This window comes from Acinetobacter sp. LipI_19, from assembly GCF_058242925.1.
The window spans coordinates 1,120,691-1,146,256 of the sequence record NZ_JBZAYK010000001.1; the positions used below are offsets into that span (position 1 = coordinate 1,120,691).

Sequence of the window (25,566 nt, forward strand, 5' to 3'; positions counted from 1 at the left end):
GAATCGGTAAACTAGGCACAATTTTAGAATTTTCTTACCAATTTTAAATGGGCTGTTATAAAGCTCGATGTTTTTGGTGAGGCTTAGATTGAGAATGTATTTAAAATGAAAGAATCGTTACGTTTACGATTAGACCAACTTTGTGATCGACATGAAGAGTTAGAAGCATTATTAGCAGATGTTGAAGTCATTTCAGACAATAAGCGTTTTCGTAATTTGTCCCGTGAGCATAATGATTTATCCGAAATTACTGATGTCTGGAAAAAGTACAAGCAAGCTGAAGAAGATATTGAAACCGCAGAAGCTATGTTAACTGATCCAGATTTTAAGGATATGGCTGTTGAGGAAATCAAAGAGAACAAAGCTTTAATTGAACGACTCGAAAGTGAGTTGAATATTCTCATGATTCCTAAAGATCCCAATGATGCCAACTCAGCATATTTGGAAATCCGTGCGGGTACAGGTGGTGATGAAGCTGCGATTTTCTCGGGTGATTTATTCCGTATGTATAGTAAATATGCTGAAACTCAAAACTGGCGTATTGAAATCTTATCTGAAAATGAAGGCGAACATGGCGGATATAAAGAAATTATCTGTCTAGTGAATGGTGAAGGTGTTTACGGTCGTTTGAAGTTTGAAAGTGGAGCGCATCGTGTTCAACGTGTTCCAGCTACTGAGTCACAAGGCCGCGTCCATACTTCAGCTTGTACTGTGGCAATTCTTCCAGAAGTTGATGTAGACACTACTGTAGAGATTAATGCTGCGGATTTACGTATTGATACTTACCGTGCTTCTGGTGCGGGTGGTCAGCACATTAACAAAACGGATTCTGCTGTACGTATTACCCATCTTCCAACAGGTACTGTTGTGGAATGTCAGGATGAACGTTCACAGCATAAAAACAAAGCAAAAGCGATGGCATTATTGGCTTCACGTTTAGAAAATGCGAAACGCGCTGCTGCCGATGCAGCAACTTCTGAAATGCGCCGTGACTTGGTGGGTTCCGGGGATCGTTCGGAACGTATCCGCACATATAACTATCCACAAGGTCGTATGACAGATCACCGTATTAATTTAACTTTATACAAGTTAGATGCAGTAATGGAAGGTGATTTGACTGAGCTACTTGACAGTTTACATCGCGAATATCAAGCAGATCAGTTGGCGATGCTTGCACAACAAAATGGTGGTTAATGAATATTGCAAAGGCTTTGGCCTTACGTGGAGAAGCTGAAAGTTACGAGCGTCAAGAAAATGCTTGGTTACTTGAGCATATTTTAAAAATTGATGCATTTGATTTGTCACTTAAATCTACGCAAGAATTAACGGTTGAGCAAGAACAGCAATATGTTAACGGTTTAGCGCGGATTGCTGCTGGTGAACCATTGGCTTATGTGACTGGCTCACAACCATTTTGGACTTTGGATTTAACGGTTAGCAAAGATACTTTAGTTCCTCGTCCAGATACTGAGGTCTTGGTTGAAACAGTTTTAAATCTTGATTTGCCTGAAGATACTCGTATGGTTGATTTAGGTACAGGTACAGGTGCAATTGCATTATCACTGGCGAGTGAGCGTCCTAATTGGTCTATTATTGCCACAGATATCTATGAACCAACTCTAGAAGTTGCTCTACATAATGCTGAAAAGCATGACTTAGGGCAGGTCAAATTTTTCTTAGGAAGTTGGTTTAAAGCTTTGAATCGTCAATTTTTTGATGTGATTGTTTCGAATCCACCCTATATCGATGTTGATGATGAACATATGCAGCATCTCGCTTCTGAGCCTGAACGTGCTTTGGTTGCCCAACAGCATGGTTTGGCGGATATTGAGCATATTATTCAGCAAGGTAAAAAATGGTTGGCAACACAAGGCTGGATTGTACTTGAGCATGGTTATGATCAAGCTGAAGCAGTTCAAAACATTTTTAAAGGTGCTGGTTTTAAACAGGTCAGAACTGTTAAAGATTATGGTGGAAATGATCGTGTGACTTTAGGTCAATGGATAAATTAGAATTGGATTGTTGTTTTAAAAAGACTTTGTTGGGTTGCAGTGATTGCTCAATCAACAAAGTCTTTTTTAACGCACAATAAACTTTAAAAGAATTCGATGTATTTTTATATTTTGAAGTTGAGCTTTAGAAAAATAGCTTAAGTCAAATTACTTTTAACCAATTGAATTGGCTCTAACAGTTCCTCACCTAAAGAGCTGAGCATTTCTCTTTCAATTAAACGGGTAATCGAATCTAAAGGTAAATCATTTTCTTGTAGGCCAAATGGTTCTTCAAGCTGGGCACTCAAAGCATCTAGACCTAAAAATAAATAAGCAATTAAACTGACGATAACAGGTGTCCAAATACCTAAGCTAGCTTCTAAGCTAAATGGTAGAATCAAGCAAAAACAATATACTGTACGATGTAATAAGACTGAATAGGAATAAGGCAGGGGGGTACTTAAAATACGATCACATCCGGCCTGAATATTACCAAGTGCAACAATATGTTGGTTTAAACCCTGATAGATAATGTCAGAAATTTCACCTGCTTTAAGTGATTGAACTAAAGATTTTTGAATTTCTTCTAAAACAAATTGTGAGGCATTGAGGTGATTTTTCAGCTGGTTAAAGGTCAATTCATCTAAATCGACTTTATTATTATAAAAATTAATGGATTGGTTTTGATTGCGTAAGCGATTTCTTAATAAACAGGTAAAAAGCATCACACGATACATTAAAACTTTACGCTGGCTTTCTTTTAAAACATGAGTATCACGAGAAAGGTGTCGTGATGTTGCAATCAATGAACCCCAGAGTTTACGACCTTCCCACCAACGATCATAGCAAGCAGTATTCCTGAAACTTAAGAAAATAGAGAGGATAATGCCGAACACGGTAAATCCAATTGCTGGTACAGCAGGAATTGTAAAATAGTGATGTGATGATAGGTAAACCAGAACTGTCGAGATCAGCACAACAAAGGTTAATGCGGGTAAGACTTTGGGAAGAATGGTGCCGTGCCAAGCAAAGAGAAGTGCGAAGCTGTTACTTTTATCTCGAATGATCATACTGTCTACCTAAATATTACTGTGACAGTGTTTCATAGAGAAAAGCAGAAATGCAAGTTGCAAATAAGCAATTTAAAAAAATACGGCTGATCAAAAGCCGTATCTGAATGGTTTAAGTTCTCCAACGTAAAAACCAGTTTTCAATCAATTTCATTAGACTGTCTGTGATTTTACCGAGGACAGCCAGCAAGATAATCGCAATAATCACAATATCGGGCCGTGAGGTTTCTCGACCATCACTGAGCAGATAACCGATACCTTGTGTAGCTGCAATCAGTTCTGCTGCAATCATAAACATCCACGCTAGGCTTAAACTATTTCTTAGTCCAACGAGAATTCCAGGAGATGCAGCAGGCAGAACAATTTGGAAGATAGTTTGTAGATAGGTCAGACGGTATACTTTTGCCACTTCTAACAACTTTGTATCAACACCATGTATGGCAGATACGCTATTGGTATAGGTGGGAAAGAATGCACCAATCGCGATTAAAGTAATTTTGGAGGCTTCATCAATGCCTAACCACAAAAGCAATAACGGAATCCAAGCAAGGCTTGGAATAGATTTGATTGCTGAAAATGTAGGTTCTAAAAATTCCTCAATGTGTTTGTTTAAACCCACTGCAAGTGCAAAAATTAGCCCCAATAAGCTACCAATAAAAAATCCTAAAAATACGCGCCAAGTGCTGGTATAAATATGGGTAAATAAATCACCTGCGGCAAGCTCCTTGAATGAGCTAACTAAGCTACTTGGGGCAGGGAGAAGATAAGACTCAATCCATCCAAAACGAACTAAATACTCACATAATAAAATGAACAACAACGGAATCGTAATTCCTTTGACCCATTTTAAAACATTGGCCTTAAAGGCAGGTTTGTATAAACCCGCCTGCGCTATATGTACATTTGATTGTCTGTGCATCGATTGAGTATGTGTAGACCTTGTCATTACTTCTCAGCAACCTTGCCAATGACCTTTTGCGCATATTTGCTGTCAAATAGTTGATCCACAACTTGATTTACATTAGTTCCTTTTCGAACCAATTCCTCTTCAGTCAAAATAGTGCCTGCTTTCTTTAGCGCATTAAGATGTTTCGCGGTTGGAATATTTTGATCTAGATTAGTTCGACTCAATTGCAACTTCGCCACTTCAAGTGGCAATTTTGCTTCACGTGCTAATAATTCTGCTAGCTTATCTGGATTGGCTTTTGCCCATTTACGTGCTTGTTCATAAGCTTTAATTACAGCCTCAACTGCTTCTGGGCTTTGGGTGCTAAATTGATCTTTTACACTTAACACACTGTAACTATTGAAAGCGATATTGCGATAGAGCAGTTTTGCACCTGTTTGCAATTGTGCAGACGCCATCAGTGGATCAAGACCAGCCCAAGCATCTACCTGACCACGTTCTAAAGCTGTTTTTCCATCTGGATGCTGTAGATGTACCAATTGCACATCGCGTTTATTTAAGCCAACCGTTTCAAGTGCTTGAAGAGTGAATAAGAATGGGTCTGTACCCTTCGTTGCAGCAATTTTTTTCCCTTTGAGGTCTTTTAAGGATTTGATTGCTGAGTTTTTAGCTACGACTAATGCAGTCCATTCTGGCTGGCTTTGGATATAAACCGTTTTAATCGGACTGCCATTGGCACGACTCAATACTGCTGCTAAACCCGCAGTCGAGGCGAAATCGATACTGCCACTGTTTAAATATTCAAGTGAACGGTTACTGCCTTGGCTAAATACCCATTTGACCTCGGTTTTGGGTAAGGCTTTTTCTAACAGCTTTTGTTCTTTAACCACTAAACTTGTTGGGGCGTAATAGGCATAGTCTAATTTCAATGTTGTTGGGATGGCTGCAAAAGAATACGTTGCGGTTAAACTTAAGGCTAAGGTGGAAACTAAGCGTGTCATTTTTTTGCTAAAAACTTTCATATATACCCCATAAAACTCAAAGAGAAACACAGAGCTAGATATGTATATTTTTTAGGGTGAAAGCACAAAAAAGAAAAACAGATATTGACTTCTTAAAATATGAAATGTAAAAAATATTGGTTTAACCATTTGAATTAATTTATGTTTCTGGGATATGCATATTTGTTTGTTGAATAGATGATTATTGAAATGAGTTATAAAAAAATATTCTAATTAAATTTTAGTCATTAGACAAAAAAAATGCCTCGGTATCGAGGCATTTTTGGATTGGGGTAAATTAAACTGGATAATCTTCCAGACTATCTGCAATTTCAACTTGGTCTAATGCATTGGTTTCAAGTGCCAGACAGAGCGCAACAATTTTTGCAGTATCAGCAATATTTTCTTTTTTCATTGCTAAGCCTGATTGAATTGCATCTAATCGTTCTTGGTGAATATCAAGCGCTTGTGCGACTTCTGATGCATCATTGGTTTTGAAAAAATCATTCATGGCATGTTCAAAGTCATGATCTGAAGCTTTTAAAATACCTTCGATAAGCTCATCTAAATGTTCAGTTTGAGCAGAAAGGGAATGGATAAAGTTTTGAACTAGATTTTGTTCTAGTACATCAATCATCTTAATCATGTTAGTGACCTAAAAGTGATTAAAGGGGAGGAGGGTACAACAGGAAAAAGCAGAAAATCTGCTTTAAATTGGGTAATAAATATACCATTTTTGATCAAATTGCAACCTGATTCAGATGAGCTGTAAACAGAGAGCCTGACTTTATATTGATATATTTTTTTATTATAGTTTTGATTTAAAAGAAATTTCCTAAAATACCGTTTTTTTATTGAACGATGTTATTTGGGTTCTCTATAAGCACCTGGACTTAGACCAGTCCATTTTTTAAATGCCCGATGAAATGCGCTGGCATCCTGAAAATTCAACAGCTCACTGATGTCTTGTAAGGTATATGTGGTTTTACAAAGTAGTTCAATCGCCATGTCCCGCCGTATATCATTTTTGAGTTGTTGGTAACTGCTACCTTCATTTTTTAAACGGCGTTGTATAGTGGCTTCTGAAATATTGAGCTGCGCAGATAGTTCACCAAGTTCTAACCATTCAGCAGGAGCAATAGAAAGTAATTGCTTGCGAATCATTGAACTTAAAGCCAAAGGATTCTTAAATCTTAATAGTAGATTTTCGGGGGTGTTTTTAATAAAACTATACCAAGATTTTTGGTCGCGTTTGATTTGAATATTTAAGTAGTTTGCATCGAATTGCAGATAATTTTCAACTGCTTGGTAAGTAATATTTTCACAGAATCGAACGCGATAATCGTTGTCATCTTCAGGAGGCATGCATTTTAATTGTAATTGATTGAGTAAAATTCTTTGATCTGCTAACCAACAGATTAAACTGTGAACCAACATGATATAAGTGGCATAGCAGAACATGCGCTTGGTTTGTAATTTGTCTGTAATGACAATGTATGCATAATTTTCATCTACAATCATTTTGCTGGAGAAATCATCCAAGACAAAATTAAAATATTGCAAAATTTGTTCAATCGCAGTTTGTAGGGTATCCGCTTGCATGACCATTTTAGACAATAAATTATAACAACCACGTCGCATCTGATGCGAGTCCATGCCAAAGAACTCATCATTCATATGGTCAGCTATTTTAGTCCAAAGTTTTGCATAAGCAGAAACAGCAATACGTGATTTGGCTGCCTGAAATATTTCCATTGGTATTTCTGCATCATGCAAAATCTGCTTTATATCATAGCCCTTATCTTGGGCACTGTTCAGGGCTTCATGTACCAATGCAATAGAAATTGTGCCTTTACTTTCACTGAATTGTTGAATATTCACAAGGTATACTTTAATAAAACCAGATAATTTATGAAATTTTAAACAAAATTAAAGTAATTATGCATTTATTTTATTGTGGAAATAAAATGAATACAGAAACATATACTCAAATTTTATTCTAGATTCGTCAATGAATAATATGCTTTTTCTTGGCTTTAGCTCAATCTTTTATTACAAGAATGAAAGGGCTAGCTGTTGCAATTGATTAGCATTGAAAATAAATGATAATTTGTTATTTTAATGCATCTATGATCAAAAATAATGTATAAAAATGAAATATTCACTTTTATTGCCATTACTGGTATTGCCAATCACAGTATTTGCACTTGAAAATACAAATAAAGAGCGACAGTGCCTGAATGTAAACGAAAGTATTACAGTTAAGTCTTGTCTAATAGTCCATGGGACTGGTACTGATGCTGAATATGTAGAACTTAATTTTAGTAAAAAAGTGTTTTTTATTGAAAAGCCAATAATATGTTATAACACCGAGTGTGATGTAAGACTTGGTGATCAATTTAATCATCTCAAAGTTGCTGAAGTCTATTATTTAAGTGAGAAAAATAAAAAGCAAACAACACGGTTAGTTGGTAAATATTGGACGTGCTATAAACAAATCGATGGAAAAATTAATGTGTGTTATAGAGAAAAATAAGTATTTTAAGATTATAAGAGTATTGATCCATTCTCTCCTATTCTTTTATGTTGTGATTTGACGCTGTTGATCTTATGAAATATTGCTATTGTCCAAATACATCATACAAGATGCAACTTTTGGAAATTGTACTCAAGCTTGACTATGTTTACTCTGCATCTTAAGTCGAAAGTGGGTTTAATTCATCATTTAAACTGCTCTATTCAAACAATGAACTAGGAAAATAAAATGAAAATTGAAGGAAAAGTTTTTGTAGTGACTGGTGGTGCATCTGGATTAGGTGCTGCTACAGCCACACATTTGATTAGTCAAGGTGCGAAAGTGATCATGGTGGATATGAATCACCAGCTTGGCGAAGAAATGCAGAAGCGCTTAGGTGAAAAATCAAAATTTGTTCAACTTGATGTGACAGATGAAATTGCTGTTGAACAATTCTTTAAAAATGTGGAACAGGATTATGCGCAATTAAATGGCTTAATTAATTGTGCAGGGATTGGTCCATCCGCCAAAGTTCTGGGTAAAAATGGCATCCATGCTTTAGATGCATTTCAAAAAGTATTGAATATTAATGTCGCAGGAACATTTAACATGCTGCGTTTTGCCGCAGATGTCATTTCTCGTTATGAGTTACAAGTAGGTGAAGAAGATCGTGGTGTGATTATTAACACTGCTTCAGTGGCTGCGTTTGATGGCCAAATTGGTCAATCCGCTTATGCTGCGTCTAAAGGTGCTGTTGTTGCAATGACATTACCTTTGGCTAGAGAACTTGCGCAACATGCCATCCGTGTGATGACCATTGCACCAGGGATTATGGAAACCCCAATGTTGAAATCATTACCACAAAATGTTCAAGATGCGCTGGGTGATATGGTGCCTTTTCCTAAACGCCTTGCGAAGCCTGAAGAGTTTGCACAGCTTGTTGGTCATATTTGTGAAAATAGCTATTTAAATGGTGAAACAATTCGATTAGACGGCGCAATCCGTATGCAGCCAAAGTAATCCGGTCTAATCTATCTGCTTATGTCTAAATTTGCTTTAACGCAAGCAATAGCAAACTTTTTAAAAAATCAATACTGCCTGACATGATCTCAACCATCGTGTTAGGTGGACTTCAGCCTAAATTTATACAAACAACAAGATTTGACTGGTCGCTGATCATGATTGCAGTGATTTAAAATTTAAAAGTGCTGAGAGGGATGCTCATATGATTCTCAATGATGAACAAAAAATGGTTCAGGAAATGATGCGGAATTATTCGCAGAATAAACTTAAATCCACTGCTGCTGAACGTGATAAAACTGCAAAATTTCCTCATCAAGAACTCAAAGAATTAGGTGAACTGGGTGCATTAGGCATGACCGTATCTGATCAATGGGGTGGCGCAGGTTTGGACTATATTTCCTTGGTGACGGCAATTGAAGAAATTGCCGCAGGAGATGGTGCAATTTCAACCATTGTCAGCGTACAAAATTCTTTGCCTTGTGGAATAATCCAAAAATATGGGACAGACCAACAAAAACAAGACTACTTAATACCATTGGCAACAGGTCAATGGCTTGGCTGTTTCTGTTTAACCGAACCACAGGCGGGTTCAGACGCAGGTGCTTTGCTATGTAAAGCAGAACGTGATGGCGATTCATGGGTAATTAATGGAACCAAACAATTCATTACGTCTGGAAAGCACGCACAAGTGGCGATTGTATTTGCAGTTACGGATAAATCCGCAGCGAAGAAAGGGATTTCTTGTTTTATCGTTCCAACCAATACAGAAGGTTATATCGTTTCTCGGATTGAAGACAAAATGGGGCAACATTGCTCAGATACTGCAACAATTTTTTTTGAGAATTGTCGGATTCCTGCTGAGAACATATTAGGAAATGAGGGGGAAGGATATAAAATCGCCTTGTCGAATTTAGAGTCAGGTCGCATTGGTATTGCCGCTCAATGTGTGGGAATGGCACGAGCAGCATTGGAAGCTGCGGTTGAATATGCCAATCAGCGTAAAGCTTTTGGAGTAGAGTTGGTACAACATCAGGCTGTAGCATTTCGCTTAGCCGATATGGCCACTCAAATCGAAGCAGCACGGCAGTTGATTTACCATGCCGCAACTTTAAAAGATACAGGTTTACCTTGTCTAAAAGAAGCATCAATGGCGAAGTTATTTGCATCTGAAATTGCTGAAAAAGTCTGTTCAGATGCGATACAAATTCATGGTGGTTATGGTTATGTCGCTGATTTTCCGGTTGAGCGAATCTATCGAGATGTTCGAGTCAGCCAGATTTATGAAGGCGCTTCCGATATTCAACGTTTAGTTATCGCAAGAGCGGTGATTCATTAAGTTCAATTGTAGATTAGCGCATCAAAATTCTATCTCAAGACCAGCTTCGCACTGGTCTTTTTTTAAAGCCTTCCACCATGACAGGAAAAACAGATGTTCAAAAACCGCAATACAATTGAGGTATTTGGAAATTGTGTGTGAATTCTAATCATGATTATCTATAAGCATAGAAACACATGTTGAATGATTCAACATTTTAAAGAAAAGCTATAAAGCAAAATATGGAACCGCACATCGAGATGATTTGTGCTGAAAATACAAGGATATTGCCATGAAAACATTGGAACAAGCCTATCAAGAATTCGATTATGAAAAACTAATCAATGAGCAACTGCTTGGCAACCCACAGTCAATCAATGCCTATATCGAGTGCTGCGAGCGTTTTGTTGGTTTAAATAAAGTGGCTTTGATCTGGGAAGGCAAAAACGGTGAGTCTTCACAATGGACCTTTGAACAACTGGCACAAGCAGCAGGAAAATTAGCCAATTATTTACAATCGCTCGGTTTAAAAACAGGCGATTGTATTGCTGGTTTGTTACCACGTACTCCAGAATTATTGATCACCATATTGGCAACATGGCGTATTGGAGCAATTTATCAGCCCTTATTTACCGCTTTTGAATCAAAAGCGATTGAGCATCGTGTAGCAACGGCCAATACCCAACTGATCATCACCAACATTGAACAACGTCCCAAACTAAACGGGATTGAACTTCCGCATATTCTGACCGTTCATCCACAAGATTTTGCCACAACAAAGCATGCAGATTTTTGGCAAGAACTAGAAAGTCAATCAGCTGAATGTGCACCCGTCATGATGAGTTTTGCAGATAATTTTTTAATGATGTTTACCTCTGGAACAACAGGTTTGGCAAAATCTGTTCCAGTGCCATTAAAAGCAATTTTGGCCTTTAAAGAATATATGCGTCACGCTGTTGATTTACGTGAAGATGATTCATTTTGGAACCTCGCGGATCCAGGTTGGGCATATGGTCTATACTATGGTATAGCGGGCCCATTGGGATTGGGACACAGTATCATCATGGATGAACGAGCATTTAGTGTCGACCATGCTTTGGAAATTATTCAAAAATACCAAGTCAGTAATCTTACAGGTTCACCTACAGCATTTCGTATGTTCTTTGGTTTTAAAGAAAAATTTAATACTTCGATCAAAGATCATTTACGTGCCGTTAGTAGTGCTGGTGAACCTTTAACTCCTGAAGTAATTCATTGGTTTAATCATGACTTAAATGTCAATATTTATGACCAATATGGGCAAACAGAATTAGGTATGGTAATAGGTAACCATCATGCTTTAACACATGCAATAAAAGTCGGCTCAGCAGGTTTTGCTAATCCTGGTCATCGTTTTGCAGTGTTAAATCAAGACAACCAAGAAGTTGAACGAGGTGAGATTGGAACGCTAGCAATTGACTTCTCTCAATCGCCACTCACATGGTTTAAAGGTTATGGTGGGAATAATCGTAAATCCTTTGTTGGTCATTATTACTTAACTGGAGATACGGTCCGTTTGAATGAATTAGGTGGGGTGGATTTTATTGGTCGTGCAGACGATGTCATTACAACTTCAGGTTATCGTGTTGGGCCATTTGATGTTGAAAGTACACTTTTGGAATGTGTCGAAGTTTTAGAATCTGCAGTCATTGGCAAACCTGATCCAGAAAGAACAGAGATCGTAAAAGCTTTTATTGTGCTCAAGCCTCAATTCAAGGGTTGTCAGCAATTGAATGCTAAATTACAAGAATATGTACGTTCACGATTATCTAAGCATTCTTATCCACGAGAAATTGAGTTCGTTGAAAGCTTACCTAAAACATCTAGTGGCAAAATTCAACGTAATTTATTGAAGCAGCAAGAAGTAGCTAAATTACAGCAAATACAATTGCTGGCTTAATATATTTTAAAGTTCCATGCTTTGCACCCGAAAGGGTGCTTTTTTTTATGATCAGCATGAGATCTCGTATTTCTAAGGTTCTTATAACAATTTTAGTCCACTTTGCCAGTAGTATATTTTGTCTAAACTATAAATGGATCAAATAGAATGATTTAAATTCACGATATTGTCATTAATAAAAATTAATCTGCTTTAAATTTCAACAAACGTTAAAAATTATGCAAAATTTAAAACTACATACACTTTGTTTAAGCCTTGCACTATTGGGCTGTTCATTTCCAAGCTATGCACAATTGATGTTTAGCCAATACATTGATGGTACAGTAAATAGAAAAGGCTTAGAAATTTATAATCCAGATGGCAGCACTGTAAATCTTGCAGATTATCAAATTGAACAATATACCAATGGGGCAACGAGTAAAACAGCAACTTACACCTTAGAGGGAAATTTAGCCAGTAAAGCAAAATTTATTATAGGTCGTACCGAATTACAGGCTGAACTTGGCACTAAAGTGAATCAGGTTGCTGGTTTGTCATTTAATGGTGATGATGCCTTGGTCCTTGTTTATAAAGGTACACCTGTAGACCGCTTTGGACGGATTGGGGAGAAACCAGCAAGTGGCGGCTGGGGAACAACAATCACCAGCTATCAAAATAGCCTAAGTAGAATAAAAAATAAAAATGATGTCAGCGCTGTAGATCCAAATAGTGCCTTTGATTTGGACAGTGAGTGGAGCAAATGGTCAGATCGTAATGCATTCAGTAGCTATTTAGGTACTGGTACAACGACACCGCCAATCACTGCAATCAGTTGTAGTACTGCTGATACTGCAATTGCAGATTTACAATCTGCGGCACAAAACCAACAATATGTGGTTCGAGGTGTAATTACTGCGGATTATCGCTATCAAAATGGTTTTTCAGGTTTTTATATTCAAACTCCTGACAGTAAAGCTAAAGCAAATTTAAGCAATGCGATTTTTGTCTATCTCCCTGCTGCAAGCACAATCACTGGCGGTAAAGTGGGTGAAGAAGTGATTCTGAAAGGGCGTTTAACCAATTATGAAAATCAATTGCAAATTGATCAACTGAGCAGCAATATTCAAACTTGTAATAATCAAGCCGCAAGTTTGGTGAGTTCTACTCCGATTCAACTGCCATTTTCAAGTTTAACCGATGCTACAGGCAATGCACCTAAGCGCTATCAAGGCATGTTGGTGAAAATTCCTCAAACCCTAACGGTTAGCGAGAATTATGATTATGGTCGATATGGTCAATTGTCTTTAAGTTTGGGACGCTTATATATCCCAACCAATTTATATCCTGCGAAATCCAATGAAGCGGTTGCTTTAGCAAAACAAAATTTACTGTCTAAGATTATCTTGGATGATGGTTATAATAATCAAAACAGAACACCATGGTTGCCACAAACATTTAATGCGGCAAACACTTTACGTACAGGCTATCAGCTTAAAAATGTTGAAGGGATTTTGGAATACCGTTTCAATGCTTGGCGTATTCAACCGATTCAAAACAAAGCTTTGCCTGAGGTTGTCAAAGACAGTAATCTGCGGAATTCAACCGTCTTGGCAAAAGAGACTAAACAGGTTCGTGTTGCCGCATTTAACGTCTTAAATTATGACAATTCTCCGCTGATTGGTGTTAAACCAGATCGTGGTGCAAACACCGAGACAGAATTTAATCGTCAACATGCCAAAATAGTCAGTGCGATTAAAACCATTGATGCAGATGTTTATGGCTTAATGGAAATTGCCAACAATGGTTATGGCGAAAAAAGTGCTGTGAATTACTTAACCAAAGCTTTAGGTGCAGATTGGAAATATGTCATCCCACCGAATATGGATAAGTTAGGTACTGATGTGATTGCAGTTGCGATTATTTATAATAGCAAACGTGTAAAAGCTGTTGGTAATCCTGTGGTATATGATGATTTGACACAGAAAAACCGAGTCACGATGGCACAAAGCTTCCAAGCGGTAACGGGAGGAAAAACCTTTACTGTTGTACCAAATCACTTAAAGTCTAAAGGTAGTTATCCTGACGATAAAACTTCACCAGAAGCAAACCAAGGTGATGGTCAAGGCTGTTGGAATCCGACTCGTGTTACTGCAGTACAAAAGTTGATTCAGTGGATTGCAACCAACCCGACCAAAGCTGAAAAACCAAATTATTTATTGGTCGGGGATATGAACAGTTATGCCAAAGAAGATCCAATCTTGGCATTTGAAAATGCGAACTACAAAATATTGCTAAATGATGAAAAAGTAGGGCAAGGTAAATCTGCATATAGCTATGTCTTTGGTGTGGCCAGTGATGCAACCGGGAATGGTGGTGCGGGTAATTTAGATCATGCCATTGCAGATGCAAACTTATACCCAATGGTTAAACGTACTTTTGCATGGCATATCAATGCTGATGAACCAACAGCATTAGACTACAATGAAGAATATAAGACTGAAGAGCAAATTGCTTCTTTCTATGCGCCAGATGCTTTCCGTTCTTCTGATCACGATCCGGTTATTGTTGATTTAGATTTAAATGAATCAAGTGGTACTACAGGTGGGCATAAGAGCAGTGGGGGCAGTACGGGGCTGTGGTCTTTATTTGGACTGATGTTACTTACTGCGACATCAGTATTTGCGCGTTCTAAAAAGAAATCCTAATACGCGATATCTTTTTTAAAGAGAAACTAGTGATCTAGTTTCTCTTTTTTATGCTTTTATAAAACTATAGAACATAAAAAATTGCACCAACTGATTTAAGATTGAATCTCTTCATAGATCAAGCGAATGATTGGTCGAAATTCTATTTCATCCATCCAAATCATTCAGTTTTATCTTTCAACGGTATTATGGCTCGGATCACGGTAAAACCCTGCTGAGAATGGATTTCAAAACTACCTCCAATTCTTTTTACTCGCACTTGCATACTCTGCAAACCCACATGCAAGCCAGCTTGAACTTGATCTACTTCAAAGCCAATGCCATTGTCTTGAATGGTTAAAACGAGTTGTTGTCGTTCATCTTCAACCAACGAAACTTCGACATCAGTTGCATGGCTATGTTTTACAATATTGGTTAAGGCTTCTTCTGCGACACGAGAAAAGGTTAAACAAATCAATGCAAGCGGTTTATGTTTCCATTTTTCTGCAAAAATCCAAGTCGATTCAATCTCCATTTCTTCGAAAATTTGTATAAAACGATGACGCAATGGCGCAACCCACATCACTGGACTTTCTGGTATTTTTGCCCCAGCACTGCTTCCTGAGTCAATCACTTGGCGTAAGTCATTTCTTAACAGTTTAAACATAGAGATCACTTGTTGTTTTTCAATATGTTCACTGTGATCCAGTATAATCATCGAGCGAACAATTGAACCACCCAGTCCATCATGTAATTCATGGGACAGGTTTAGACGCTCTTGCAACCGCATATTATCAATTTCGAGTTGGTATTTTTTATCTAAAGATTGTTCTAAGTCAAACGTGACTTTTTCAATAGTTTCTTCAAGCGTCTGATTAAATTTTTCAATACGTCCAACATTTTGCGAAATACGATAAGCCAAGATAAACGAAATCGCTAAGCTGGTAATTGGTGCGGCCAATGGCGTCCAATAGAGCGTCTGATCCAGATGATGGATCATGCTATAAAAATCATGAACAATAATAAGTAAATAGATAAGGAAAATAAACGCAAGCAGGAGAATGTCCATCTTTCTACGTTTAAAAGCAATCCACTGGAAAAACAAGCAGTTAAAAATAAATACCATGCCAGAATAGAAAAAGACAGAGGATAAGCTACGTTCTAGATAATTGATCGGTGTCAACAGCAATGCCGCAATTGCGATTGTAGAAGTCAATAAAAGTAAACGTTCTAAATACGGATAATGGCGATTGGCAAAACGCCAAGCAAATAAACAGAGGCAATAGGTATATCCAACTAAAAACACCAGATTTAGACGTGCTGTTAAGATACTGTCGGTAAAAGGAATAGGAATGGTCGAAATAATATTATAGGCAAACAATACCCATAAAAATGAAGTTAAACCAAACCACCCAAAGGCTTTTTCTTGGCGTCGAAATAGCCAAATGGTAAAACCTGTAGTTCCCACCACAAAGGTAATAATAATATTGATAAAAAATAAAGTTCGCCGTTCAAAAACCAACTGATCCTGTTGATTGGCGATATCTTCGGCCTGACCAAATTTAATTTTTCCTAGGCCTGAATGTTGTGATGCAACCCCTACAACACGGACTAAAATTTCATTTTGCTGGTTTTGAATAGATGTAGCAGGAAGCACCCAATATCTTGGCATATTCCAACTTCTAGACAATGGCTCTACTAAGGATTTGTCTTTCCATAACAGTTCATTATTGCTATAGACAGCTCCTGCAATATTGATTCGTTCAATCAGTAAGGCGACAGGTTGATTTTCCTGATCGCACTGATATTGCCATTTGATTTTATACCAAGCAGCGCCTGTGTAGTTTTTCCAGCGCGTTTCCCAGTCATCTGGCAAGGTGACTGTTTCCCATCCCTGTTGGGGAACCTGTTCCAGATTTGGAAGCGCTTTGACAACTTGTATACTTTGGATTTGAAAATAGCAGACTGCATCTGTTGCATTGGGCTGAGCTGTTAAGAGAGCACCAGCAAAAGCAAAATGTTGTGTCAAACTTAGGATAAGACCGAAAAGCCCGATTAACTTTAGAATTAGTCGAGTAATCCTAAGTTGCGTGCTGTATCGATGGCTTTGGCTCTGTTGCATACCGCAAGTTTCCGATAAATATGTTTAATATGAGATTCAACGGTATAACGGGATAAATTGAGTTGATCTGCAATTTCCTTATTGCTTAAGCCTTGAGAAACTAGTTCTAAAATTCCCAATTCTCTTTTGGATAATACACTGTCCTGATCCATTACCTTCTGAATGGGCGATGTTTTATTTGAATTATTTTTCTCATTAAAATGTAGTTGTTTTAAAATTTTTTGGGCAATAAATGGATCAATAGGGGCCCCACCACGTAAAACACTTTTAATCGAAAGAGAAACTTCCAAGTCATCTCTTTCTTTCAAAACATAGCCTGTTGCACCTGCACTTAATGCATTGAGAATGGCATCTTCAGTGCTCCAAGCTGAGATCACTAAAATCATGATGGTTGGATCATAGTTTTTTAAAATTTCAATAAATTCAATTCCATTTCCATCAGGCAAGCCTAAATCAACCAATGCAAATGAAGCTGAATGTATACTGAGTTGTTCTTTGGCTTGAGCTAAACTTTGGGCAAAACGTAAATCTGAAATTGAGTATCCAAGATTAATTAATATGTCAGTCAGTCTTTTTTGTATAAGAGGCTCGTCTTCTACGATGATAACTGGAACAGGTAAACTTAACTCATTGTTCATGATGTAAAAAACTCGCCCATGTCTATTGGACTTAGTTTTTCAGATATTGATGACTTTATCTATACCTGATAATAGGTATTTTTAGTATTTAATAAGGGTCTGTTGATATTTCATAAATGGCTTGCGTTGTAGGTTAAAATTGAGCATGAGACGTATACGTCGTAAAGCATGAAGAGAATAGCGAGACTATTTTCAAGTTTCATAACGAAGGCTGAGATAATTTTAACCACAACCCTGAGCAAGAACAAAGCACTGCTTTGTTTGCAGCGCAAGGCGCAGCGGGGACTAGCGTGTTTTTTGCCTCTACATCGTTACCTTGCGAAACGATGTTTCTCATCATTTAGAATGACTAAATTTCGTATTTCGCGCCTAGTATCATCTAAAAATATTCGTAGTCGCAAACATAGACGAATTGTTAACAGACCCAAAGTGATTAGAAATGAATATTCAGTTTATTACAATCGAGTTTTAACGCGCTAAATGAGTATCAAATGATGTCTAAAGTCAATTTATTGAGATCAAGTTAACTTTTTGAGATAAGGTTATTGAGACTGGTTAAGTAAATATTCAAATTTTATTAGATAAAAATCACAATTTAAAAGCAAAATATCGGTTATATTCGATAAATAATGGATTATTTTTATAATGGATGTCGTTTACGATGATTAAATTCCTTAGAAATTTGGCAGTGATACAATGTATTGCGATTACCATTTTGGCTATTGTTCTTTACTTGTATTAAACACTTAGCATCACTGCCTTAAGAAAAATAAAGATGTTTATTTTACCGCGCTAAATTGATCAACTAAGCTTCGACTTGCTTCATTCATCCCTATAATTTCAACCTGAATGTTATTTTGCAGAAACTTGTTCTGTGCCTGATTGAGCATACTGACAGAGGTAATATCCCATATATGGGCATGAGTTAAATCGATAATGACATGATCAATAGATTCATTAAAATCGAAAAACTGAAAGAATTTGTCTGAACTGCTAAAGAAAATTTGCCCAAAAATTTGATATTTACGGGTCGTGCTGTTCAATAGATGAGACTGGACACGCACTGCATTTTCTAATTTATTGACTAAGAAAAGTGCAGATAAAAGTACACCAACCAATACACCTAAAGCTAAATTATGCGTCATTAGTACAATGACCACCACCGCAAGCATCACGCTATTGCTTTGTTTGGGATGTTTTGAAAAGTTTTTGACTGAATCCCAGTTGAATGTAGTAAAAGCCACCATAATCATAATTGCCACAAGTGCAGCCATTGGAATATAAGACAGCCATTCTTTTAAAAAGACCACTAAACACAGTAAAAAAATACCAGCAATCAAGGTCGATAGGCGAGTTCGTGCGCCAGAAGATACATTGATAATTGATTGCCCAATCATGGCACAACCTGCCATCCCTCCCATAAATCCACTGACCATATTGGCGATGCCTTGACCACGACATTCTTTATGACGATCACCTTCAGTTTGCGTCACTTCATTAACAATTGTAGTTGTCATCATGGTTTCGAGTAAACCCACGGTGGCTAAAGTGATGGCATAAGGAAAAATAATTTTTAAGGTATCCACGTTAAGTGGAATGTCTGGAATCAGAAATAGTGGTAAAGTGTCTGGAAATTTTCCTAAATCACTAACTGTACGCATATCCGCACCCAAAAATAAGGCAACTAAACTTAGTACAATAATGCACACTAAGGGTGAGGGAATGAGTTGACCGATTTTGGGAATATAGGGAAAAAGATAAACCAACCCTAAGCCAAAGGCGACAAATAGATAAGCCGTCAGATCCATACGTTGTAATTCAGGAATCTGTGCCACAAAGATGAGAATGGCCAATGCATTAACAAAACCATAGACGACAGACTGTGAAACAAAACGCATCAGCTTTGCAACTTTAAAATAGCCAGCAAGAATCTGAATAATTCCAGTCAAAATTGTGGTGGCAAATAAATACTGTAAACCGTGATCTTTGACGAGGGTAACCATGAGCAATGCCATCGCGCCTGTGGCTGCGGAAATCATTGCAGTACGTCCACCGAAGAAAGCAATGCTCACTGCAATACAAAATGATGCATACAGACCAACTTGTGGATCTACACCTGCAATTGCAGAAAAAGCAATTGATTCAGGAATAAGTGCTAAGCCCACGACCATTCCAGCAAGTACATCTGTACGAATATTGGAAAACCATTCCGCTTTTTTTAGACTAATCACTACAAACCTTTCATCATTCTTTAAAGATGCGTATGTTAAAACATCTCTTAGTGAAAAAGCAGTTAACTTTGACTTGAAAAAGTCTTCATTTTGTTGAATATTCAAGTTATAGCTGATTTTATAAATTTATGCTTTTTGCAATTTTATGTTTTACGACTTGAAATTGTGATCTGAGCCATTTACAACTTAAACAGTCATATAACAAGGATTAGATATGAAATTATATTATTCACCAGGTGCATGTTCTTTAGCGGCCCATATTTTACTCAACGAAATTAATGTTGATTTTGATCTAGAACGTGTTGATTTAAAAACGCATAAAACAGAAAAGGGCGCAGATTATTACGAAATCAATCCAAAAGGCTATGTACCCGCATTAGAAATCAATCCAGGGTTACTTTTAACTGAAAATGTTGCAGTACTGCCTTTTATTGCACAACACGATCCTAAACAAGATTTGATCCCACCATCAGGTTTGGGACGTGCTAAAGTTTTAGAATGGTTGGGTTATTTAAACTCAGAGTTGCATGATGAATATGCTGTCTTCTTTGATCCAGCAATCACTGAAGATGAAAAAGTACGTGGCTATGCAACCATAGATAAGATGTTGAAATACATAGATGACTATCTTGCCGAGTCTGAATACGATTATTTGGTTAATGACCGCTTTGGTCCTGCTGATGCGTACTTGTTTGTACTGACAAATTGGTCGAATTCAATTCATCATGATCTAACTCCATTTACCAATATTGTGGCATTACGTAATAAAGTTGCTGAACGTCAATCTGTACAGATTGCAATGCGTGATGAAGGTTTAATTCCTTAAGTATAGTGGAATAGAGCTACAAAGCACCTACGGGTGCTTTTTTATTGAATTGATTAAAGTGAAATGGGCAGAAGCAGAAAGAATTAGATATTTATTGTTGATTTTTAATCAATAATGTTTTGTTTATTTTTGCGTTTTTTGGAATAAAAATAAGCTCTATAGTTGCGCCATAAATCAAACGTATTGGCAAAACATAGGTAAACAATGAGTAATATCTTAATCGTAAATGGTGCAAAACAGTTTGCACATTCAAAGGGTGAATTAAACGATACTCTGACTGACTTGGGTAAAGCAGTACTTACCGATTTGGGGCATAGTGTAAAGGTGACACGTACTGATGCAAATTACGATGCTCAAGAAGAAGTGGAGAAATATCTCTGGGCTGATGTAGTGATCTATCAAATGCCAGGTTGGTGGATGGGTGCACCGTGGACCATGAAAAAATATATTGATGATGTTTTTACCACTGGTCATGGCCGTTTATATGCCAATGATGGTCGTAGCCGTTCTAATACTGCCAAGAAATATGGTTCAGGTGGTTTAATTCAGGGGAAAAAATATATGTTGTCATTAACTTGGAATGCACCCTTACAAGCGTTTGATGATCCTGAGCAATTTTTCCATGGTGCTGGTGTAGATGGTGTTTATTTACCTTTTCATAAAGCCAATCAATTTTTAGGGATGGAAAGCTTAGAAACATTTATTGTCAATGATGTGATTAAAGCACCGCAAATTGCGCAATATGAACAAGCATATCGCCAGCATTTGCAGCAGCTTTTTGCTTAAATTAATTGGTATTTTGAATATCTCATTTAAAAATTTAAGGAGTTTAAAATGTTGACCATTGTGGCTGAAATCCGCGCATATCCAAATGGATTACACAAAGATAAAATTATCCAAGCATTTAAGAAAATCACCCCAACAGTATTACAAGAGCAAGGTTGTCATGGCTATCAGTTATTGGTTGACGCTGATGTTGATGTAAGTTATCAAATCAAGGATTGTGATTTGATTGTGATGCTTGAAAAGTGGGAAAGTATTGAGCTTCTCAATGCACACTTGCAAACTGAGCATATGCAAGCTTATCAACTTGAAGTAAAAGAGCATGTTGCTGATGTTAAAATCCGTATTTTAAACAATGGATTTTAAAATTTATACATTGCTGGATAGATTAAAAATATATAAATCAAAATGTCGAGCTTGATTATTGAATCTAATACTTAAAGTCAACCCAGCCGAGTTGGAGCGAAGTAGTTTAGTTTACTTTTGTGGGGGAGTGTTGGCCTTATTGCTTTTGTATGGAAGATACAGAGTATCTTCCATACATTCTTCCCCAGCTTTATGAATCGTTGGTAGATGTGAAAAGTGTTCTATTCAAATTCACCGTAGTCTTTAAAATTAATCTGCTCAAGTTTAAGTGAATAACTGTTCTTTAATTTAGACCAAGAAACTTGCTTAGCTTGATCCTGATTTTCAAACGCACTACCTCCCGTAGTATTTTTAATTTTACCTGTTAGAAAATTGATACTTTTCGCACTGGTTTCACCAGAAGCGCGATGGAAGTAATCTGTATCGTAACCAATTAGTTTAAAAGACTGGTTTTGATAACGAAAAGTAAAAGCGTTGTTATAGACAGACCATGAACCGCAACTGAGCCAATAATGTAAATTAATTTTAACTAATCCATTTTTGATGTTGAGTGGATCGCTTTCACCTAAAGGGTCAGTAAGACAGGGTGATTCTTGATCTCCCTCAGTAGGAAGCAAGGAATTACTTGCAATAAGACGATAGCCTTGAGGGCCTTTAAATAAAATTAATAACTTTCGATTGTTTAAATTCAGCTGAGGATTACCTAATCCCTCATTTGTCACAATATTTTTTGGATCTGTATTTTCAATAATTAAAGCAAGATCCGCTTGTTGATCACCATTTAAATCACCTTGTGCTTTACTCAGTACTTTCCAGTTTTTGGGGACAAATGATTGATAGTCAGCTTTGGTATTGGTGTCTGCCCAAACCAAAGCTGAGAATATTGTTAATGTACAAAATAAAAGTAACCCAGTTTTGTTTTTCATTATTTTTCTCCAATAAATTTAACGCTAAAGTTATGAATAAATTCTTCACTATCCCAAGGGATATTTTCCAAAGTATAGCCTGTCGAAGTTCTCAGTGTTTTCCAAACAATTTTGGCTGGCGTTTCAACTTGTGCAAAGATATTTGGAGTTGTGGTTACTTTGGCTTTGTTGCTTAGAAAGTTAAGGCTGGTTTCTTTTAGTTTGCCACTAATTTTATCTAAATCATAAACATCAAATCCAATGAGGTGGAATTGATTGTTCTTCAGTTTAAACCCATAGGTATACATCAAGCCATATGTATTGCTACAAGATGACATGGTATTGAATAACACATCTAAGCGTTGATTTTCTATCGTCAACGTAGAATCATCTAAAGCATCTTCGATACAGAGTTCTTCTGAACGATAGGTCCAGTTAGAAATTTGCCGACTTAGCTTGAGCTGTAATTGTTGATCTTTTCGAAACAGCACTAATAGCTTTCGATTGTGCTGGTTTTTATTTTTGGGTTGAATGATGATAGCAATATCCTGTCTACCATCCTGATTCAAATCACCCTCTGCTTGAGCAAGAATTTCCCAATTATTTGGAATAAATTTTTGTAATGAGTTGGAAGGTTGATTTGCAAAACTTAGCGATGAATAAGCGATCAGGAGAAGGGTGGTATTTATTATTTTAGTCATGATCTCTCTCAATGAATGTATCAAGATATTTTGAGCCTAAAAGTACTTCGGAAAATCCTTTTAGGCAATTCAAACTATTATTTAAAGAAATAACCTGTTTCAGGTGAGCTTGCATTTGCTATACGTTTACGTGGCATACGACCCGCCAAATACGCTTCACGTCCAGCTTCAACCGCTTTCTTCATTGCTGATGCCATTAAAACTGGATGCTGTGCAGCGGCAATCGCGGTATTCATGAGTACACCATCGCAACCTAGTTCCATTGCAATTGCGGCATCGCTCGCAGTACCTACACCAGCATCAACCAAAACTGGCACTTTGGCATTTTCTTTAATAATCGAAATAGTATGTGGATTTAAAATGCCTAGACCAGAACCAATCAAGCTACCTAAAGGCATAATCGCAACACAACCCATGCTTTCGAGTTCTTGGGCGACAATAGGGTCATCTGATGTATACACCATCACTTCGAAGCCATCTTCAATCAATGTGCGAGCAGCATCAAGTGTTGCTGTTATATTGGGATAAAGGGTTTTCTCATCACCTAATACTTCCAATTTGACCAAGTTATGACCATCTAAAAGTTCACGTGCAAGCATACAAGTACGTACTGCGCTATTGGCATCAAAACAACCGGCTGTGTTTGGTAAAATGGTATATTTTTCAGGAGGAAGTATCGACAGTAAGTTGGGTTGATCTGGATTCTGCCCAATATTTACTCGGCGAATCGCAACAGTCACAATTTCAGCGCCACTGGCTTGAATTGCTAAATCAGTTTCTTGCATGTCTTTGTATTTACCCGTACCAACAAGAAGGCGTGATTGAAAAGTACGAGAACCGATAATAAGAGGGGAGTTTTCAGTAGGAAAATCTAGCATGGGAGAGCTCCAAATTAGCCGCCACCGACAGCGTGAATGATTTCAATACGGTCTTTTTCAGTAATAGGGGTAAGTTCAAGTTTACTTTTTGAAATGATCATTTCATTCATTTCTACGGCAAAGCGTTTACCTTCGAGTGAAAGTTCCTGAACCAGTTGTAAAAGATTTTGGCAAGCGGTTTCTTGAGGCTCACCATTTAAGAAAATTTGCATATACATTCCATTCGATTGCGCAAATTGTGAGGTCTAAAATCAAAATAAATTTATTTAGCGTATTTCAATGCGTTCCATGCGAGAACTAGCCAACCTGCAATCATGAGTGCTCCACCAATGGGTGTAATTGCACCTAAACCTCGTGGTAAACCTAGTGCCATGACATAAAGCGAACCGCAGAAAAATAAAATACCGATTTGGATGAGTAAGAAGCTAGCTTTGATTGGAAGTTGTGGAATGACTTTACCGAGAATCGCCAATGCCAATAGACCTAGTGCATGGTAGAAAAAATAATCGGTTGCTGTTTGCCACCATACCAACTGAGCTTCAGTTGCATGAGCTTTTAAACCATGTGCGCCAAATGCACCTAAGATTACTGCAAGCGCTAAATTCAGTGCTGAAATTGCAATCCACATAAGCCAGTCATCTGCATTAATTTGCGCATAACATTAACACAATTTCAAAGCGGGATTAAAGGCAAAATCTATTAAGAATAAAGATTTGACAAAAATATCTGGCAAAATAAAAGGGCATGTCGCCCTTTTATTGAAAATTTAAATTTTATCTTGTATGTAGACAGTTTTGAAGATTTAGTTGGATGACATGGCAACTTTAATTTTGTCCATAGCATTTTTTTCTAACTGACGAATACGTTCAGCAGATACATTGTACTCTGCAGCCAGTTCATGCAAGGTCGATTTATCATCATCTAACCAACGGCGCTGTAAGATGTTGCGTGAGCGATCATCTAACTGTTCCATGGCATTATGCAAAGCTGATGTACTTTGTTCTTCGTAATCTTCTTCTTCGACTAAACGGGCAGGATCATAGCGGTTATCTTCAAGATAAAGTGCTGGTGCAACATGGGTTGAGCCTTCGTCATCGTCATCGCCTTGAGCTTCAAATGCAGCATCATAAGCAGTTAAACGACCTTCCATTTCCAAGACTTGTTCAGGTGTTACATTTAAGTCGTTGGCAATCGATTTTGCTTCTTCAAGTGTGAGTTTTTTACTCGATTTTTTTAGGCTACGTAAATTAAAAAACAATTTACGTTGCGCTTTGGTGGTCGCAATTTTGACAATACGCCAATTGCGAATCACATATTCATGAATTTCAGCCTTAATCCAGTGCACAGCAAAAGACACCAAACGTACACCCATATTCGGGTCAAAGCGTTTGACTGCTTTCATTAAACCGAGATTACCTTCTTGAATTAAATCACCTTGTGGCAAACCATAGCCCGCATAACTGCGCGCAATATGCACCACAAAACGTAAGTGAGACATCACTAACATTTTCGCAGCATCTAAATCTTGATCGTAAAAATAGCGATCAGCTAACTCTTTTTCTTGTTCAGCTGTCAAGATTGGAATCTGATTTACGGTGCTGATATAAGCACCTAAGTTAACACCTGGTGCAGATAAGGACAGGGGCATCAACTGATTGCTGCTGTCACTCATGGGTTCTCCTTATAGGAATT

At 37.4% G+C, this 25,566-nt stretch carries 24 protein-coding genes; 10 read left to right on the forward strand and 14 right to left on the reverse strand.

Translation table 11 applies throughout. The annotated features are described in order from the left end of the window. Window positions 1–105: 105 nt before the first annotated feature. Window positions 106–1,194, forward strand: a complete 1,089-nt coding sequence (prfA, locus tag AC4CVF_RS05415; protein ID WP_336954286.1) for a peptide chain release factor 1 — start codon at window positions 106–108, stop codon at window positions 1,192–1,194. Beyond that, complete coding sequence (gene prmC / locus AC4CVF_RS05420) at window positions 1,194–2,012, forward strand: peptide chain release factor N(5)-glutamine methyltransferase (protein ID WP_336954285.1); 819 nt, start codon at window positions 1,194–1,196, stop codon at window positions 2,010–2,012. Before prfA ends, prmC begins: the two co-directional genes overlap by 1 nt. A gap of 137 nt (window positions 2,013–2,149) precedes the next feature. Here prmC and AC4CVF_RS05425 read toward each other — a convergent pair whose 3' ends face one another. From AC4CVF_RS05425 to AC4CVF_RS05445, 5 genes are all read right to left on the reverse strand, one after another. Then, the gene (locus AC4CVF_RS05425) at window positions 2,150–3,061 is read right to left on the reverse strand and encodes a bestrophin family protein (protein WP_490789058.1); all 912 of its coding nucleotides are present in this window, start codon (window positions 3,059–3,061) and stop codon (window positions 2,150–2,152) included. A gap of 112 nt (window positions 3,062–3,173) precedes the next feature. Continuing rightward, window positions 3,174–4,007 (reverse strand): ABC transporter permease, encoded by an 834-nt coding sequence (locus AC4CVF_RS05430; RefSeq protein ID WP_419327773.1) that lies wholly within the window; start codon window positions 4,005–4,007, stop codon window positions 3,174–3,176. Further along, window positions 4,007–4,990, reverse strand: a complete 984-nt coding sequence (locus AC4CVF_RS05435; RefSeq protein ID WP_419327774.1) for an aliphatic sulfonate ABC transporter substrate-binding protein — start codon at window positions 4,988–4,990, stop codon at window positions 4,007–4,009. The genes AC4CVF_RS05430 and AC4CVF_RS05435 overlap by 1 nt, the downstream gene beginning before the upstream one ends. Window positions 4,991–5,267: 277 nt before the next feature. Then, window positions 5,268–5,615, reverse strand: a complete 348-nt coding sequence (locus tag AC4CVF_RS05440) for a hypothetical protein (protein ID WP_336954281.1) — start codon at window positions 5,613–5,615, stop codon at window positions 5,268–5,270. A gap of 218 nt (window positions 5,616–5,833) precedes the next feature. Further along, window positions 5,834–6,850: an AraC family transcriptional regulator gene (locus AC4CVF_RS05445; RefSeq protein ID WP_336954280.1), complete on the reverse strand. Its 1,017-nt coding sequence runs from the start codon at window positions 6,848–6,850 to the stop codon at window positions 5,834–5,836. A gap of 271 nt (window positions 6,851–7,121) precedes the next feature. Here AC4CVF_RS05445 and AC4CVF_RS05450 point away from each other — a divergent pair, with 271 nt between their 5' ends. The 5 genes from AC4CVF_RS05450 (at window position 7,122) to AC4CVF_RS05470 (ending at window position 14,445) form a co-directional block, all read left to right on the forward strand. Next, window positions 7,122–7,505, forward strand: coding sequence for a hypothetical protein (locus AC4CVF_RS05450; RefSeq protein WP_490774202.1), 384 nt, complete (start codon window positions 7,122–7,124; stop codon window positions 7,503–7,505). Window positions 7,506–7,733: 228 nt separating this feature from the next. Beyond that, the gene (locus tag AC4CVF_RS05455) at window positions 7,734–8,504 is read left to right on the forward strand and encodes a 3-hydroxyacyl-CoA dehydrogenase (protein ID WP_490774201.1); all 771 of its coding nucleotides are present in this window, start codon (window positions 7,734–7,736) and stop codon (window positions 8,502–8,504) included. A gap of 205 nt (window positions 8,505–8,709) precedes the next feature. Beyond that, window positions 8,710–9,843, forward strand: coding sequence for an acyl-CoA dehydrogenase family protein (locus AC4CVF_RS05460; RefSeq protein ID WP_490789059.1), 1,134 nt, complete (start codon window positions 8,710–8,712; stop codon window positions 9,841–9,843). A gap of 271 nt (window positions 9,844–10,114) precedes the next feature. Then, on the forward strand, window positions 10,115–11,761 hold the full coding sequence (locus AC4CVF_RS05465; protein ID WP_490789060.1) for an AMP-binding protein: 1,647 nt from the start codon (window positions 10,115–10,117) through the stop codon (window positions 11,759–11,761). 218 nt (window positions 11,762–11,979) lie between these two features. Further along, on the forward strand, window positions 11,980–14,445 hold the full coding sequence (locus tag AC4CVF_RS05470) for an ExeM/NucH family extracellular endonuclease (protein WP_490789061.1): 2,466 nt from the start codon (window positions 11,980–11,982) through the stop codon (window positions 14,443–14,445). 160 nt (window positions 14,446–14,605) lie between these two features. Here the strand turns inward: AC4CVF_RS05470 and AC4CVF_RS05475 are convergent, their stop codons facing one another. The 3 genes from AC4CVF_RS05475 to AC4CVF_RS05485 all read right to left on the reverse strand — a co-directional run bounded on the left by AC4CVF_RS05475 (window position 14,606) and on the right by AC4CVF_RS05485 (window position 19,415). After that, entirely contained in the window at window positions 14,606–16,546 is a 1,941-nt protein-coding gene (locus tag AC4CVF_RS05475) for a sensor histidine kinase (RefSeq protein ID WP_490789062.1), read from the reverse strand. Continuing rightward, entirely contained in the window at window positions 16,492–17,184 is a 693-nt protein-coding gene (locus tag AC4CVF_RS05480) for a LuxR C-terminal-related transcriptional regulator (protein WP_336954270.1), read from the reverse strand. Before AC4CVF_RS05480 ends, AC4CVF_RS05475 begins: the two co-directional genes overlap by 55 nt. 779 nt (window positions 17,185–17,963) lie before the next feature. Then, entirely contained in the window at window positions 17,964–19,415 is a 1,452-nt protein-coding gene (locus AC4CVF_RS05485) for a SulP family inorganic anion transporter (RefSeq protein WP_490789063.1), read from the reverse strand. Between the two features lie 214 nt (window positions 19,416–19,629). Between AC4CVF_RS05485 and AC4CVF_RS05490 the strand changes: the two genes are divergently transcribed. The 3 genes from AC4CVF_RS05490 (at window position 19,630) to AC4CVF_RS05500 (ending at window position 21,390) form a co-directional block, all read left to right on the forward strand. Continuing rightward, window positions 19,630–20,241, forward strand: a complete 612-nt coding sequence (locus AC4CVF_RS05490) for a glutathione binding-like protein (protein ID WP_004719407.1) — start codon at window positions 19,630–19,632, stop codon at window positions 20,239–20,241. A 204-nt stretch (window positions 20,242–20,445) separates the two neighbouring features. Then, window positions 20,446–21,027, forward strand: coding sequence for an NAD(P)H-dependent oxidoreductase (locus tag AC4CVF_RS05495; protein WP_336954267.1), 582 nt, complete (start codon window positions 20,446–20,448; stop codon window positions 21,025–21,027). Between the two features lie 48 nt (window positions 21,028–21,075). Further along, a complete protein-coding gene (locus AC4CVF_RS05500) occupies window positions 21,076–21,390 on the forward strand; it encodes a putative quinol monooxygenase (RefSeq protein ID WP_419820284.1) in 315 nt (104 codons plus the stop codon). Between the two features lie 221 nt (window positions 21,391–21,611). Here AC4CVF_RS05500 and AC4CVF_RS05505 read toward each other — a convergent pair whose 3' ends face one another. The 6 genes from AC4CVF_RS05505 to rpoH form a co-directional block, all read right to left on the reverse strand. Then, window positions 21,612–22,316 carry a hypothetical protein gene (locus tag AC4CVF_RS05505; RefSeq protein WP_490789064.1) on the reverse strand — a complete coding sequence of 235 codons (705 nt, stop codon included), beginning with the start codon at window positions 22,314–22,316 and terminating at the stop codon, window positions 21,612–21,614. Continuing rightward, window positions 22,316–22,996, reverse strand: coding sequence for a hypothetical protein (locus AC4CVF_RS05510; RefSeq protein WP_336954264.1), 681 nt, complete (start codon window positions 22,994–22,996; stop codon window positions 22,316–22,318). Before AC4CVF_RS05510 ends, AC4CVF_RS05505 begins: the two co-directional genes overlap by 1 nt. Before the next feature lie 77 nt (window positions 22,997–23,073). Beyond that, on the reverse strand, window positions 23,074–23,874 hold the full coding sequence (locus AC4CVF_RS05515; protein WP_490789065.1) for a thiazole synthase: 801 nt from the start codon (window positions 23,872–23,874) through the stop codon (window positions 23,074–23,076). Window positions 23,875–23,888: 14 nt separating this feature from the next. After that, on the reverse strand, window positions 23,889–24,086 hold the full coding sequence (gene thiS, locus AC4CVF_RS05520) for a sulfur carrier protein ThiS (RefSeq protein WP_336954262.1): 198 nt from the start codon (window positions 24,084–24,086) through the stop codon (window positions 23,889–23,891). 50 nt (window positions 24,087–24,136) lie between these two features. Then, window positions 24,137–24,502, reverse strand: a complete 366-nt coding sequence (locus AC4CVF_RS05525) for a DUF423 domain-containing protein (protein WP_336954261.1) — start codon at window positions 24,500–24,502, stop codon at window positions 24,137–24,139. A 174-nt stretch (window positions 24,503–24,676) separates the two neighbouring features. Continuing rightward, on the reverse strand, window positions 24,677–25,546 hold the full coding sequence (rpoH, locus tag AC4CVF_RS05530; protein WP_336954260.1) for an RNA polymerase sigma factor RpoH: 870 nt from the start codon (window positions 25,544–25,546) through the stop codon (window positions 24,677–24,679). Window positions 25,547–25,566: the final 20 nt, after the last annotated feature.